This window comes from Arthrobacter sp. T572 (assembly GCF_056780115.1).
The window spans coordinates 1,621,924-1,635,333 of record NZ_JBRAZQ010000002.1; the positions used below are offsets into that span (position 1 = coordinate 1,621,924).

The following is a 13,410-nucleotide window of genomic DNA, read 5'->3' on the forward strand; positions in this document are numbered from 1 at the left end:
CACCGATGATTGACAAGGTTGTTGCCAGCGCCGCGGAAGCGGTGAAGGACATCCCGGACGGTGCCTCGCTCGCCGTGGGTGGGTTCGGCTTATGCGGCATACCGGTCTCCCTGATAAATGCCCTTCACAGCCAAGGCACCACGGACCTGGAAACCGTGAGCAACAACTGCGGCGTGGACGACTGGGGCCTCGGGATTCTCCTCAAGGATGGCCGCATCCGCCGCACCATCAGCTCCTACGTGGGCGAGAACAAGGAATTCGCCCGTCAGTACCTCGCCGGGGAACTTGAAGTGGTCCTCACCCCGCAAGGAACACTTGCCGAAAAGCTGCGCGCCGGTGGCGCCGGAATTCCCGCCTTCTATACCAAAGCCGGCGTGGGGACCCAGGTCTCCGAGGGCGGACTTCCGCAAAAGTATGACGCCGACGGGAACGTTGCGCTGGCCTCTGCGCCGAAGGAGGTACGCACGTTCAATGAGGCGGACTATGTGCTTGAGGAGGCGCTCACTCCCGACTTTGGCCTGGTCCACGCCTGGAAGGGGGACCGGCATGGGAACCTCGTTTTCCATGCGGCGGCCATGAATTTCAACCCGTTGTGCGCCGCTGCAGCCAGAACCACCATCGCCGAAGTCGAGGAGCTGGTGGAACCGGGTGAGCTTGACCCGGAGCACATCCATACGCCGGGCATCTTCGTCCACCGGGTGGTGCTGGCGCCGTCCGCGGAGAAACGGATCGAGAAACGGACGGTGTCACTCCCGGGTGCGGGGGAGCAACAGGCGGGAGGAGCCTAGCCATGGAATCGAACACCTATCATGACGTGCCGCCCCGTCCGGAAGCCGTGCGGCACGAATACCGGCGTGCCGACGTCGAACATCACGAAGCCAAGGGCTGGACCCGCAACGAACTGGCCGCCCGCGTAGCCAGGGAACTGGCCAACGGACAGTACGTTAACCTGGGCATTGGCATGCCGACGCTGATCCCGAACTACATTCCGGACGGTGTGGAGGTGATCCTGCACTCGGAGAACGGGATCCTGGGCGTCGGCCCATATCCGGCCGAGGACAAGGTGGATCCGGACCTCATTAACGCCGGGAAGGAGACCGTCACCACCAACGCCGGTGCCGCGTTTTTCGACTCCGCGACATCTTTCGGAATGATCCGCGGCGGCCACGTGGATGTCGCTGTCTTGGGCGCCATGGAAGTAGCGGCCAATGGAGACCTGGCCAACTGGATGGTCCCGGGCAAGATGGTGAAGGGCATGGGCGGAGCCATGGATCTGGTGTTCGGTGCCAAGAAGGTGATCGTCATGATGGAGCACGTGGACCGCAACGGACGGCCCAAGATCGTCAGGGAGTGTTCACTGCCCTTGACCGGGAAGGGATGCGTGGACCGCATCATTACGGACCTCGCGGTGATCGACGTCGTCAAGGACCAGGGCGAACCGCGGTTGGTGCTCCGTGAGTTGGCGCCGAACGTGACCCTGGAGGATGTCTTGGCTGCCACGGGTGCTGAGTTGTTCGAAGAAGACCAGGAACTGACTGTATGAGCCGGGTTGTGGAGCAACGGGGGCTGTATTACGACGAACTGGAAGAAGGCGTGGTGTACGCCCACAAGCCGGGCAGGACGGTGACCGAGACTGACAACGTCCTGTTCACCACCCTCACCATGAATTCGCAGGCCTTGCACTTGGACGCTGCCTGGAGCGCGGGGCAGCCTTTTGGCCAGCGGCTCATGAACTCGATGTTCACTCTCTCCACCATGGTGGGCCAGTCAGTGACCCAGCTGACCCAGGGCACCATCGTGGCCCAGTTGGGGCTCACGGATGTCACGTTCCCGCATCCGCTCTTTCACGGCGATACGCTGTACACGGAAACGGTGATCACCGGCAAGCGGCTCTCGTCCTCGCGTCCCGGGCAGGGGCTGGTGACCATGCAGCACACGGGACGCAACCAGAACGGCGAGGTGGTGGCACTGGCCACCAGGACCTGCCTGATGTGGACCAAGGAAGCGCACAACGCCCAATCGTCCGATACCGCACAGTAGAACGCGCAGCAGCAAGGAAGTCCATGCCCTCTCCCGACGTCTTTCCCTTCACCATGGGCCCTGCCCTCCTGTTTTGCCCGGCAGACCGTCCCGAGCGCTTCGGCAAGGCCGCTGACCGTGCCGACGCCGTCATCCTGGATCTCGAAGACGCCGTGGCCCCGGCTGGGAAGGAGCTGGCACGCCGGGCGATCGTTGAGCAACTGGCGGATGCCGGCGCCCACTTGGATCCGGACACCACCATCGTCCGCGTGAACCCGGTGGGCACGGAGGATTTCCGGCTGGACCTTGAGTGCCTGGCGGAAACTCCCTACCGGACCGTCATGCTGGCCAAGGCGGAGGGTGCTGCGCAGCTGAAGGCCCTGGATGGCTATCGCGTGATCGCTCTCTGCGAAACGGCCGTCGGCGTCGTCAACGCGGTGTCCATCGCCGCCGAGCCGAACGTCGTGGCGTTGATGTGGGGAGCGGAGGACTTGCTCGCGTCCTTGGGTGGCCTTTCCAGCAGGAACGACGACGGCGGCTACCGTGCCGTGGCGCTCCACTCGAGGTCCGCTGTGCTGCTTGCCGCGAAGGCCGCAGGCAAGGAAGCCATTGACGCCGTGTACGTAAACATCCCGGATCTTGAGGGGCTCGGTGCAGAGTCCCGGGACGCCGTGGCCAGTGGTTTCGGTGCCAAGGCCTGCATCCATCCGTCCCAGGTTGCGGTGGTCCGGGAAGCCTACGCACCCACCCCACAGGCCGTTACCGCGGCGACGGAGTTGTTGGAGGCCGCATCAACTGCCGGCACCGGAGTCTTCCAGTACAAGGGAAAGATGATCGACGGCCCCATTCTCAAGCACGCCCAGTCAGTCCTCCGCCGCGCCCGTTAACCACCCGCGAGATGGCATTTGATGCCAATGCTTTGAGCAAACATTGTCATCAAATGCCATCTCGGCGGGGTTTTTTTGGGTGCTAGGCGCGCACGGGCGCCGCAAGTTCCGTGAGAGGAACCGCGGCAGGGCGCGGGGCGGTGCTCGTGATGGCCACGGCCTGTCCGGTCTTGGCGCTTTCCAGAACGGATTCCATGACCTCCAAGGCGTGGAAGGCAAGTTCCCCACCGGCCCTCGGCTCCTGCCCCGGGGGTGTGGCGGCAAGGTCGGCAATTCCGAATCCACGGCCTGAATCCACGTAGCCGGCTGAGACGGGCAGTGTCTCCCAATCGGCTGCTCCCAGGGCAAACAGCTGCACGTTCCCGTCGAAGTGGTTGGGATCCGGCACCACCAGTGAACCCTTCTCACCATGGATTTCGATGTTGGGGCTCTTGGTCTGGACCGCATCGAAGCTCATGAACAGCGTGGACAGCGCACCCGAGGCATGCACCAGCACGCCGGTGACGTGGGAGTCGATGTCCACCGGAACTTTTTGGCCCTCGCGGGGGCCGGAACCGATGGTCCGTTCATTCCGGGTGTGGCTCGCTGCGCCCACCACCGAAACCACCGGACCCAGCAGGGTCACGAGTGCTGATACGTAGTAGGGTCCCATATCCAGCAGTGGTCCGCCTCCGGGCTGGTAATAGAAGTCCGGGTTCGGATGCCAGCGTTCATGCCCGGGAGTGGCCATGGTGGCGGTGGCCGAGATCGGTGCTCCGATCAAGCCGTCGTCGATCGCCTTGCGGGCGGTCTGGATACCCGTCCCCAGCACGGTGTCCGGTGCGCAGCCCACGGTCACACCCGCAGCCTTCGCGGCTGCAAGCACCTGCCGTGCCTCCTCGGTGGTGGCTGCCAGTGGCTTCTCTCCGTACACCGCCTTGCCTTCGCCGATGGCTCTGAGCGCGATTTCGGCGTGTGCCGCCGGGATGGTGAGGTTGAGGACCAGATCGACGTCGCCGGCGGCCAGCAACTCGTCCACGGTCACAGCACGGACGCCTTCATAGGAGTCCGCGACCGCCTGCGCACGCGCGTGGTCGAGGTCGGCAACAGCCACCAGGTTGACCGACTCCAGGCGGCGGAAGTTGGTGAGGTACTGCTCCACGATCTTGCCGCAGCCGATGATTCCGACATTCATGCGCCGGGTTGTGTTCAGCGGGTTGCCCACAGCATGCCCCTTTCAATGATGGTGCGGACATTGGAGTCCTCCAGGACTTCCACACGATGGCCGGGCGTGCAGACGAAGATCCTGCCTTTGCCCCACTGCCGGGTCCAGATGGCAGGCGACGTGACTTCCCGGTTCCAGGGGTCCCATTCGCGCACCTTCTGCGTGGTGGTTGCCAGGACGTCGATGTAGTCGTCGGCGAGGACCCAGTACTGTTCGGTGACCAGGTCGAAGTCGTCCAGGCCTGCGGTGATGGGGTGGTCCGCGGCGGCGGGAAGCATGTTCACGGTGTAGGGGACGTAGTTGTCCGACTGCTCACCGATCAGTTCATCCGGGTGCTTGCCCGGGTGGCAAGCGAACTGGCCGCCGATCAGGTGAAGGTAATCGGAGTTGTTGCGGTACGAATCGGCGATGCCGCCGTGCCAGCCGGCCAACCCGGTGCCGTTCTCCACGGCTGTCCGCAGCCCTGCGAATTCGTCCTTCTCGATGGTGGACATCGTCATGCACTGCACGATCAGGTCAACCGTGGCCATGTAGTCGGGATCGGCGTAGATCTTGGGGGACTCTTCGACCCGTACCTCGAACCCCTGGGCTTTGAGGTACGGGATGAAGAGTTCGGTGGCTTCCACCGGCTGGTGTCCGTCCCAGCCGCCGCGCACCACCAGTGCGCTCTTGTTGTTGGTTGTCATGGTTTCCTTCGTTTCGGGGCGTATCCGTCAAGGGGTTTTATCGTGTGGCGAAAGCGGCGTCGAACGCAGCGGCCGGTGGCTGGATGGAGGCGAGGTTGCGGACCATGGCAAGGGCCTCCGGGGCGCCCACCAGGCGGTCCATGCCCGCATCCTCCCATTCGATGCTCGTGGGTCCGTCGTAGCCGATGGCGTTGAGCGTGCGGAAAATGGGTTCCCACGCCACGTCGCCGTGGCCCGCGGTGACAAAGTCCCAGCCGCGCCGAGGATCGGCCCACGGCAAGTGGGAGCCAAGGCGGCCGTTGCGACCGTTGAGTTGACGGACCGATTCCTTCACATGGACGTGGAAAATCCTGTCCGCGAAGTCCTGAAGGAACATCACGGGGTCCAGGTCCTGCCAGATGAAGTGTGAGGGGTCGAAGTTCAACCCGAAGCCCTCACGGTGGCCGATGGCTTCCAGGGTGCGCTTGGCAGTCCAGTAGTCGTAGGCGATCTCGGACGGGTGGACCTCCAAGGCGAAGCGGACGCCCACCTCGTCAAAGACATCCATGATCGGGTTCCAGCGGTCGGCGAAGTCCTGGTAGCCCCGCTCAATCATGTCCTCCGAAGCCGGGGGGAACATGGCCACGCACTTCCAGATGGAGGAGCCCGTAAAGCCTGTCACCGTTTTGACCCCCAGGCGGGCAGCGGCCCGGGCGGTGGTTTTCATGGCCTCGGCCGCCCGCTCCCGGACTCCTTCAGCCTCGCCGTCGCCCCAGACCCCGGGGGACAGGATGTCACGGTGCCGTTCATCGATGGGGTCATCGCACACCGCTTGGCCGGTGAGATGGTTGGCAATGGCGTGGACGGACAGCTGGTGCTTCTCGAGGATGTCGAGCTTGCCCTGGAGGTAGGCGTCGTCTTCCACGACGCGCTGGGGATCCAGGTGATCGCCCCAACAAGCGATTTCCAATCCGTCGAAACCCCATTCGCCGGCCAGGCGGGCCACCTCCTCGAAGGGGAGGTCGGCCCATTGGCCGGTAAAGAGGGTGATGGGTCGGCTCATGGTGTCTCCTTCTCGACGGTCTGCCAACGGCTGGCGTTGCCGGCGCTTGCTTCGACGGCGGCCAGCACCTTCTGGACCTGCAACGCATCAGCGAACGACGGCGAGGGCTGCTCGCCAGCGTGGATGGCATTCACAAGGTCCACCACCTGATGGGTGAATCCGTGCTCATAGCCCAGCCCGTGCCCCGTAGGCCACCAGTTGGCGGTGTAGGGGTGCGACGGTTCGGTGACCATGATCTTGCGGAACCCGGCGTCCGGCTCCAGGGAAGCGTCGTAGAACTGGAGGGAGTTCATGTCCTCGAAATCGAACGCCAGGGAGCCCTTGGTGCCGTTGAGTTCCAGGCGCATTGCATTCTTGCGCCCCAGGGCGAACCTGGTTGCTTCGAAGATGCCGATCGGGCCCGTGGCGTCCCCACCGGAGGTGCCGTCCGCCTGTTGGTCCGTGCCGGCGTCGTGGTTTCCGCTGAAGCGCGCGGTGAACAAAGCGGCATCATCCACAGTTACCGGGCCCTTGGGACCATCCGAACCCCCGTGGCCGCCCAGTCCCACGAAGTCGCCGGCCAGGGGACGCTCGGTGACGAAGGTCTCCAACAGCGCGGAGACACCCGTGATGGTCCGTCCGGTTATCCACTGGGCAGCATCGATGCTGTGCGCGCCGATGTCGCCCAGGGAACCTGACCCGGACTTCGACTTGTCCAAGCGCCACGTCAATGGTGCGTCTGCGTCGGAAAGCCAGTCCTGGAGGTATTGGGCCCGCACGTGGCGGATGTCGCCCAGCCGCCCATCCTCCACCATGCGCTTGGCCAACGCCAGCGCAGGGGTGCGCCGGTAGCTGAAGCCGCACATGGACAGTACGCCACGCTCCGCTGCGGCCTCCGCCACGGCAGTCATCTTCTCCGCCTCCTCCACGGAGTTGGCGAGGGGTTTCTCGCAGAGTACGTGCTTGCCGGCTTCGAGGGCGGCGATGGCGATGTCGGCGTGGGTGTTGCCAGGGGTGCAGATGTCGATCAGGTCGATGTCGTCCCGTTCGACCAGTGCGCGCCAGTCCGTTTCCACGGAGTCCCACCCGTACTTGGCGGCAGCAGCCCGGACCCCTTCCTCGTTGCGGCCGGCAACCGCGGTCAACTGTGGAGCGAGAGGCAAGTCGAAGAACCGTGGTGCGGTCCGCCAGGCGTGGGAGTGCGCAGCCCCCATGAACGCATAGCCCACCATGCCTACGCGGAGTGGTTTCTGTTCCGTCATCTGTGACTCCTTTCTACTTGCTGAATCCGGCGGTCAAGCCGCTGAGCAGTTGGCGGCGTCCTACCACGTACAGCACCAGGATGGGCAGGGTGCTCAGGACCACCGAGGCCAGGACGGCCGGGATGTTGACGCTGTACTCACCTTGGAAGGACCACAGGGCCAAGGGGAGGACGCGAAGGTCGGGACTCTGGGTCAAGACCAGCGGCAACAGGAATCCGTTCCACACGTGCAGGCCGTTGTAGATGGACACCGTGACGATTGCCGGCCGGGTGAGAGGCAGGGCCAGGCGCCACATGGTTTGCCATTCACTGCACCCGTCCAGCCGCATGGATTCGAAGAGTTCGTTGGGTACGTCCCGGATGAAGTTGGACAGGATCAGCACCGTCAGCGGGATGGCGAAGGCGATGGATGGAAGCATGATCGCCAGCAGGCTGTCGTACAGGTTCAGGCGGATGATCATCAGGTAGATGGGAATGATCGTTGCCTGCAACGGAATGGCGAGCCCCATCAGGAACATGCCGTTGACCAGCTTGAGGAACCTGCCTCCGCCGCGGACAATCGCGAAGGCTGCCATGAACGAGATCAGGACGGTAGGGACCACCGCCCCCAACGTGACCATGACGCTGTTCATGAAGTAGGCGGCAAAGTTCGACTCGAGCACCAACTGGTAGTTCTCAAGGGTGGGCGCCAGCGGCGGTGCCAGTGGGTTCTGGCCAAAGTAGCCTTCGGAGGTCTTCAGGCTGGTGATGACGATGTAGTAGACCGGAATGATGATCACGGCCAACCAGATCCATCCACCCAGGCCACCCGGTATGTTAAGGCGGCGCAGGCGCGTGCCCAGGCCTTGACGCTGTGCCGGGGGCTGGCTTGCAGCTCCCGTCCTTGGGGTCTCCTGCTGGTTTGTCAGTACGGTGCTCACCCTACATTCCTTCCAATTGGCTGCCCTGCTTGTCCTTGCCTCCAAGGCGCTGGAGGAACAAGGCCAGGACAAGGCCGATGACCACCAGAATGACCGCGATGACACTGGCCGGCCCCATGAGGTTGGCCCGGAAGCCACGCAGGTACATGTCCAGGGCGAGGATCCGGGTGGAGTTGCCCGGTCCTCCGCCGGTCAGGACGAAGATGAGGTCGAAGTAGGTCAGCGATCCCACGACCATCAGCGTGGAGGAAGTAATGATGGTGTATTTCAACTGCGGGAGCGTGATGTGGAAGAACTGCTTGATGGTTCCCGCCCCATCGATCTGTGCTGCTTCATACAGGGACTTGGGAATCTGCCGGACCCCACCTTGGTAGATGAGCGTATGGAACGGAACGAACTGCCAGGCAATCACGAAGATCACCAAACCCAGGGCCAGCTGGGGAACCCCCAGCCAGTCCTGTGCCAGGAAGGGCAGGCCGAGGCCCATGGCCAGGCCGAAGTTCGGATCAAGGAGGGCCTTGTATGCGATCGCAACGGCAGCCGATGACAACAGGAGCGGCAGGAAGTAAAGGACGGCCAGTGCTGCCCGGTACTTCTGGCTCCCGGCGGTGAAAACGCCCAGCAACAGGCTGATCGGAGTCTGCACCAACCAGGACATGATCATGATCAGGAAGGTCAGCCCCAGGGCGTTGTACAACTCGGGGTCGCCAAGAACCGAGATCCAGTTGTCCGTTCCTGCTGCTCCGATGGCGCCGATGCCGTCCCAGTTGGCAAAGCTCAACAGCAGGACTCCCACCAGGGGGACGACGGCGAAGATCACGAAGAACAGCAGTGCCGGGACGGTCAGCCAGGCCAAGGAGGAACGGCCCGGTGTGGCTTTGGTGGTCTGGCGCGGAGGAGCGGCGGGCCGCGCTTGCGTTGCGGCGCTCATTTGCCCAGGGTTGCGTTCATGTTCTGGGCGAACTGTTGCGGCGTGATCGACTTCAGGAAAAGCTGGTCGATGTTGTTCAGGAGCGCCTCGGCCGCAGTGGGGCTCAGGGCCTGGTCCCACGACTGCTGGAACGTCGGTGCGTTCTTGGCGAGGTCGTAGACAAAGGTCAGGAAGTCCTTGTCCGGGGAGGAGTCCAGCTTGTCTTCGATGCCGTTGACGATCGGCACGGATCCGGAATTGATGTAGGCATCGATGACGGTATCGGTGAGGATGCCGTCCTTGAAGAACTTCTTGGCCGTTTCCTTCTCCTTGTCACTGGCCTTGGAGGAGATGGACATGTACTGGGCGGGGTTTCCCACGCCGCTCTTCGGATCGCCCTTGCCTCCGGCAACGGTCGGGAACTGCACGAACCCGAGCTTGCCGTCCTGGACGAAGTTCTGTCCCTCCTTCTTCATGGCGCCATAGGTCCAGGAACCATGGAGCATCATGGCGGCCTTGCCGGTGAACAGCAGGGCCTGGTCGGCCTTGGAATCGGCGGTGATGGAGGAGAAACCCTTGATGAACCCATCTGCGGAGACAAGTTCCTGGATCTTTGTTCCGGTCTCAATGACGGCGGGATGCATCCAGGCGTCCGGCTTGCCCTCGAAGATGGCATTGAAGACCTCGGCCCCGCCGATGCGGTCCAGGAGATACTCAAGCCACATCATGGAGGTCCACCGTGATTGTCCACCGAGGGAGAACGGCGCCACACCCATGTCGTTGAAGGTTTTCACCAGCGACATGATGTCGTCCCAGGTCTTGGGCGGCTGGACCCCGGCCTTATCGAAGAGTTCCTTGTTGTAGAACAACACGATCGGAGCGACGTACTGGTTGGGCAGCGCATAAATCTTGCCGTTGACCGTAGCTGCTCCGAAGGACGACGGGAAGAACTTGTTCTTCAGGTCGGGGTTCTCGTTGAACCAGGCCGTGAGGTCTTCGACCTGGTTGGCTTCGGCATAGGTTTTCAATCCGCCACCGCCCCAGCCGTACACGATGGTGGGAGCCTGTCCGGCGCCGATCGCGGTCTTGATCTTGGTCTTGTAGGCATCGTTCTGGAAGTACGTGACCGTGATCTTATGGTCGGGGTTCGCGGAGCCGAAGGCATCGACCGCTTTCTGCATGGTGGTCTGGTTCGGCTCACCGGTCAGGAACCACATGCTGGCACCACCGCCCGCGCCGCCACCTCCCGGCCCGGACGTGCCGCACGCCGTGGTGGCCACGGCTGCGAAGGGAGTCAGGGCAGCAAGGGCCAGGAAGGAACGCCGGGAGGACTGGAATTGCTTCATTGCTTCTCCATGGGTAATCGCATGAACAGAGTGCGAGAGCAAAAGAATTTCGAAAAATTTCGCTCCGGTGATTTAGGTCACGGTATAAACTAAAGCCCATTCAGGAATGCGTCAAGCCTTCAACTGACACAAGTGGCACCGCCACTTGCCAAAGCAAATGGCATCGCCGCATGATGAGTAAGCAGAAATATTTCGAAAGTGGGGGCCATGACAACAGAAACCCGCCCGTCAAAGTTGACGCTGGCTGCGGTAGCCAAGGAGGCAGGCGTCTCCACGCCGACCGTCTCCAAAGTGGTCAACGGGCGTGAGGACGTGGCGGAGGCAACCCGCACCCGGGTCCTTGCCGCACTGGAGAAGACCGGCTACAGGTCACCGCTGCAGAGAAGAAGCCTGCCGGCGGCCAAAACGGTAGAGGCAGTCTTCGACTCGCTCAACTCCGCTTACGCCGTCGAAGTCCTCAACGGCGTGCTGGAGCAGGCGTCCCTGGCCGATATCGAAGTGATTCTTTCTGTGACCAGCCGGCAGGCCGGCTCGCCACCAAGCCCCGAAGAGCGGGCGCAGCGCATGATCGACGAAGGCCGCAGCGGCATGATCGTGGTGACGTCTGCGTTCGATTCGGCCCAACTCAAAGCCTTCCAGCGGCGCAGTATTCCCATAGTGGTCATCGACCCCCTCAACCCTCCTGCCCTGGACGTGTTCAGCGTCGGGGCCAGTAACTGGGCAGGCGGGAAGGCTGCCGCCACACACCTGCTGGAACTGGGTCACCGGCGCATTGCCTACATCGGCGGTCCTTCCACCGCCGAGTGCAGCCAGGCCCGGCTCCACGGATACATGGCTGCGCTCATGGCGGAAGGCATCACCGTGGACCACGAATACATATCGGCTGGAGCCTTCCGTCCGGAAAACGGCGTCAGTGCCATGAAGGCGTTGCTGGGGCTGGAAGACCCGCCCACGGCGATCTTTGCCGCCAGCGACAGTATTGCGCTGGGAGTCCTCGCCGAAGCGCGCAGGCAGAACATCCGAATACCGGAGGAGATGAGCCTGGTCGGCTTTGACGGCACGCACCAGGCTGCGGAATCCGTCCCGCCCCTGACCTCGGTTTCCCAGCCCCTCCAGGAGATGGGGCGTTCGGCGCTCAGCTTCATCCTGCGCCAGGTCCGCGGCGAGGAACTGGATTCCCGGCGCGTGGAGTTGGCTACGCACCTTGTAGTCCGGGAATCGACCGCAGCCCCGCGCAGCGGGCAGCTCGGAGCAGGCTGGCGCCGCGGCTGAAAATGCTGCTGTCTCCGTCATGATCGGTGTGCACCGGCCACTCATGGGTGGTGAGCGGTCCGCGCCTGGCCAGAAATGACCAACAGCGGGCTGTGAACAGTCCGGTGGATGCTCTCATCCCGCGTACGGTTGCGCGGGAACGCCAGGGAAGGAGAACCAGATGCCTGATCCGCAGAACCAGGGGTCCGCGAAGCTGCCGCCCCACAGATACCGCTTGAACGTGCCCCGGGCAGATGAAGCTGTGGTGGCGTGGATGGAGTTGCAGGACAACCAATCGCTGTCCATGCGGACGCTGATCCGGGAGAGCATCGAGCGGCACGGGTATGTGGACATCGTGAACAGGCCCGTGGTGCAGCTTCCGGTCCGTGCCGAGGTGGAGGGCCCTTCTGCGCCCAACGCCAAACCCGCGGAACCGCCGTCGCCCGGACCGCAGGAAGCGCCCGGCGGGGAGGTCGATGTCAACGACCTTTTCACCCGCCTGCGTCGATGACCCGCTGCGCCACCTCCGCACACAGATCGAAAGGATGATGCATGACCATTTCAACAAACCTCACCGGAGGCATCGACGTCGGAAACGGCTACGTCAAGGGACTGATCCGCGGCACGCTCGCAACCGGCCCGGCGGAAGCCGACGTGATCGACCTTCCCAGTGGGGTGGCGCTGGTCACCCGCTCCAATGCGCTTCCGACGCCGGACCGCGAAGCTCCGGCGCGCATGGCAGGCGACTTCTGCAATGAGTTGGACGTGAGCTTTTCCTCTCCGCTGATCGGGGACCAGTACCGCAGGTTGTTCGGAGTCAGGGCCCTGAGCGCGCCCGGGGCTTTCGAAGAGTTCGACGTCATAGGCCACAGGAGCAAAGCCGAGCAGGAATTAAGCAAGATCCTGGTCATGGGTGCTTTTGCCGCCAAAGCCCTGCAGGACCACGTCCGCGACAACGAATCCCTTCCGCCGGCGGATGAAGCCTTGAGCGTCCGCGCCCGGGTGGCACTCGCCTTGCCCATCAATGAGTACCTCTCGCACCGGACCAGCTACGCCGGTGAATTCATGAACGGCGTCCACACGGCCACCATCCACAACTTCGAAACCCCGGTGACCGTGAAGCTTCGGTTCATGGATGTCCAGGTCATCCCCGAGGGTGCATCCGCGCAGTATGCCATCACCGCGCAAGGCGCACCCCTGATGGATGCCATGCTGTCCGATGTCAGGAGGAGGGGGCTGGCCCTGGAAGGGATCACCTCCAGCGACGTCCTGGCTGCCCAGCACACGATCGGCATCGACGTCGGCGAGGGCACGGTCAATTTCCCGGTGTTCACTGCGGGCCAGTTCAACGCCGATGCCTCAACGACCTTCAAGAAGGGCTATGGCACCGTCCTGACCGATGCCCTGAAGGCCATGCGGGACCGTGGTTTCCAGTCCGGATTCACTTCCCGGAAGCAGCTCTCCGAATACCTGCACGCAGGACCGTCGCCCCTGAAGCGCAACTTTTACGAGCGGGTCATGGGGTTCGTGGACGAGGAAACGATGTTCTTCGCCAAGGAAGTCGCCGAGCAATTTGGCCGTGTTCTTGCCGTTGTCGGTGCCACCACAGAGGTGGCGTACGTCTACGGCGGTGGTGCAGGTGCCGGCGCCGTGAAGGACTACTTGTACAGCGCACTTCTCGCCAAAGCGGCCGAGATGAACAGCGAGGACTCGTTCCCCACCCTCTACTTGGATTCCAGCTATTCGCGGCACCTGAACCGCGAGGGCCTGTACATTGCCGCAGAATCCGTGGAACGCAAGGCGCATGTGACGGCATCCGCCACGGCTCCCGGAAAACGGAGCAGCACCAAGCGGGCCGCTGCCGGGGAAAATCCGGAGTTGGCTGCCGCGGCCCTGTAGGCCCTC

At 63.2% G+C, this 13,410-nt stretch carries 14 protein-coding genes; 7 read left to right on the top strand and 7 right to left on the bottom strand.

All coding sequences use genetic code 11. The features are described from left to right. Nucleotides 1–5 precede the first annotated feature (5 nt). The 4 genes from ACUYMZ_RS08700 to ACUYMZ_RS08715 are packed head-to-tail and all read left to right on the top strand — an operon-like array spanning nt 6 to nt 2,906. A complete protein-coding gene (locus ACUYMZ_RS08700; RefSeq protein ID WP_442424187.1) occupies nt 6–788 on the top strand; it encodes a CoA transferase subunit A in 783 nt (260 codons plus the stop codon). Between the two features lie 2 nt (nt 789–790). After that, a complete protein-coding gene (locus tag ACUYMZ_RS08705) occupies nt 791–1,543 on the top strand; it encodes a CoA transferase subunit B (protein ID WP_481602779.1) in 753 nt (250 codons plus the stop codon). Beyond that, nucleotides 1,540–2,040 (top strand): MaoC family dehydratase, encoded by a 501-nt coding sequence (locus tag ACUYMZ_RS08710; protein ID WP_426006771.1) that lies wholly within the window; start codon nt 1,540–1,542, stop codon nt 2,038–2,040. The genes ACUYMZ_RS08705 and ACUYMZ_RS08710 overlap by 4 nt, the downstream gene beginning before the upstream one ends. A 23-nt stretch (nt 2,041–2,063) precedes the next feature. Beyond that, complete coding sequence (locus ACUYMZ_RS08715; protein ID WP_481602780.1) at nt 2,064–2,906, top strand: HpcH/HpaI aldolase/citrate lyase family protein; 843 nt, start codon at nt 2,064–2,066, stop codon at nt 2,904–2,906. Between the two features lie 82 nt (nt 2,907–2,988). On the opposite strand, the gene ACUYMZ_RS08720 is transcribed toward ACUYMZ_RS08715, so the two are convergent. From ACUYMZ_RS08720 to ACUYMZ_RS08750, 7 genes are read right to left on the bottom strand one after another with little or no spacing between them, the layout of a single operon-like run. Continuing rightward, nucleotides 2,989–4,080 (bottom strand): Gfo/Idh/MocA family protein, encoded by a 1,092-nt coding sequence (locus ACUYMZ_RS08720; protein WP_442424185.1) that lies wholly within the window; start codon nt 4,078–4,080, stop codon nt 2,989–2,991. A 14-nt stretch (nt 4,081–4,094) separates the two neighbouring features. After that, the gene (locus ACUYMZ_RS08725; RefSeq protein WP_426006776.1) at nt 4,095–4,796 is read right to left on the bottom strand and encodes a ThuA domain-containing protein; all 702 of its coding nucleotides are present in this window, start codon (nt 4,794–4,796) and stop codon (nt 4,095–4,097) included. Nucleotides 4,797–4,833: 37 nt separating this feature from the next. Beyond that, nucleotides 4,834–5,838: a sugar phosphate isomerase/epimerase family protein gene (locus tag ACUYMZ_RS08730; protein WP_481602781.1), complete on the bottom strand. Its 1,005-nt coding sequence runs from the start codon at nt 5,836–5,838 to the stop codon at nt 4,834–4,836. Then, complete coding sequence (locus tag ACUYMZ_RS08735; RefSeq protein WP_442424182.1) at nt 5,835–7,079, bottom strand: Gfo/Idh/MocA family protein; 1,245 nt, start codon at nt 7,077–7,079, stop codon at nt 5,835–5,837. Before ACUYMZ_RS08735 ends, ACUYMZ_RS08730 begins: the two co-directional genes overlap by 4 nt. Before the next feature lie 13 nt (nt 7,080–7,092). Next, complete coding sequence (locus ACUYMZ_RS08740) at nt 7,093–7,998, bottom strand: carbohydrate ABC transporter permease (protein WP_481602782.1); 906 nt, start codon at nt 7,996–7,998, stop codon at nt 7,093–7,095. Between the two features lies 1 nt (nt 7,999). Next, nucleotides 8,000–8,929: a carbohydrate ABC transporter permease gene (locus tag ACUYMZ_RS08745; protein WP_426006783.1), complete on the bottom strand. Its 930-nt coding sequence runs from the start codon at nt 8,927–8,929 to the stop codon at nt 8,000–8,002. Next, the gene (locus tag ACUYMZ_RS08750; protein ID WP_442424180.1) at nt 8,926–10,254 is read right to left on the bottom strand and encodes an extracellular solute-binding protein; all 1,329 of its coding nucleotides are present in this window, start codon (nt 10,252–10,254) and stop codon (nt 8,926–8,928) included. Before ACUYMZ_RS08750 ends, ACUYMZ_RS08745 begins: the two co-directional genes overlap by 4 nt. A 207-nt stretch (nt 10,255–10,461) precedes the next feature. Here ACUYMZ_RS08750 and ACUYMZ_RS08755 point away from each other — a divergent pair, with 207 nt between their 5' ends. The 3 genes from ACUYMZ_RS08755 (at nt 10,462) to ACUYMZ_RS08765 (ending at nt 13,404) form a co-directional block, all read left to right on the top strand. After that, nucleotides 10,462–11,526, top strand: coding sequence for a LacI family DNA-binding transcriptional regulator (locus ACUYMZ_RS08755; RefSeq protein ID WP_426006787.1), 1,065 nt, complete (start codon nt 10,462–10,464; stop codon nt 11,524–11,526). A 160-nt stretch (nt 11,527–11,686) separates the two neighbouring features. Then, nucleotides 11,687–12,016 (top strand): hypothetical protein, encoded by a 330-nt coding sequence (locus ACUYMZ_RS08760; RefSeq protein WP_426006788.1) that lies wholly within the window; start codon nt 11,687–11,689, stop codon nt 12,014–12,016. Nucleotides 12,017–12,057: 41 nt separating this feature from the next. Next, nucleotides 12,058–13,404: a ParM/StbA family protein gene (locus tag ACUYMZ_RS08765; RefSeq protein ID WP_481602783.1), complete on the top strand. Its 1,347-nt coding sequence runs from the start codon at nt 12,058–12,060 to the stop codon at nt 13,402–13,404. Nucleotides 13,405–13,410 lie beyond the last annotated feature (6 nt).

Bases quoted from the DNA above. Each gene is read 5' to 3' on its own strand.
- ACUYMZ_RS08700 (WP_442424187.1), top strand. From the start codon at position 6: ATGATTGACAAGGTTGTTGCCAGCGCCGCGGAAGCGGTGAAGGACATC.
- ACUYMZ_RS08710 (WP_426006771.1), top strand. From the start codon at position 1,540: ATGAGCCGGGTTGTGGAGCAACGGGGGCTGTATTACGACGAACTGGAA.
- ACUYMZ_RS08765 (WP_481602783.1), top strand. From the start codon at position 12,058: ATGACCATTTCAACAAACCTCACCGGAGGCATCGACGTCGGAAACGGC.
- ACUYMZ_RS08745 (WP_426006783.1), bottom strand. From the start codon at position 8,929: ATGAGCGCCGCAACGCAAGCGCGGCCCGCCGCTCCTCCGCGCCAGACC.
- ACUYMZ_RS08725 (WP_426006776.1), bottom strand. From the start codon at position 4,796: ATGACAACCAACAACAAGAGCGCACTGGTGGTGCGCGGCGGCTGGGAC.
- ACUYMZ_RS08760 (WP_426006788.1), top strand. From the start codon at position 11,687: ATGCCTGATCCGCAGAACCAGGGGTCCGCGAAGCTGCCGCCCCACAGA.
- ACUYMZ_RS08705 (WP_481602779.1), top strand. From the start codon at position 791: ATGGAATCGAACACCTATCATGACGTGCCGCCCCGTCCGGAAGCCGTG.
- ACUYMZ_RS08730 (WP_481602781.1), bottom strand. From the start codon at position 5,838: ATGAGCCGACCCATCACCCTCTTTACCGGCCAATGGGCCGACCTCCCC.
- ACUYMZ_RS08720 (WP_442424185.1), bottom strand. From the start codon at position 4,080: ATGAATGTCGGAATCATCGGCTGCGGCAAGATCGTGGAGCAGTACCTC.
- ACUYMZ_RS08755 (WP_426006787.1), top strand. From the start codon at position 10,462: ATGACAACAGAAACCCGCCCGTCAAAGTTGACGCTGGCTGCGGTAGCC.
- ACUYMZ_RS08735 (WP_442424182.1), bottom strand. From the start codon at position 7,079: ATGACGGAACAGAAACCACTCCGCGTAGGCATGGTGGGCTATGCGTTC.
- ACUYMZ_RS08750 (WP_442424180.1), bottom strand. From the start codon at position 10,254: ATGAAGCAATTCCAGTCCTCCCGGCGTTCCTTCCTGGCCCTTGCTGCC.
- ACUYMZ_RS08715 (WP_481602780.1), top strand. From the start codon at position 2,064: ATGCCCTCTCCCGACGTCTTTCCCTTCACCATGGGCCCTGCCCTCCTG.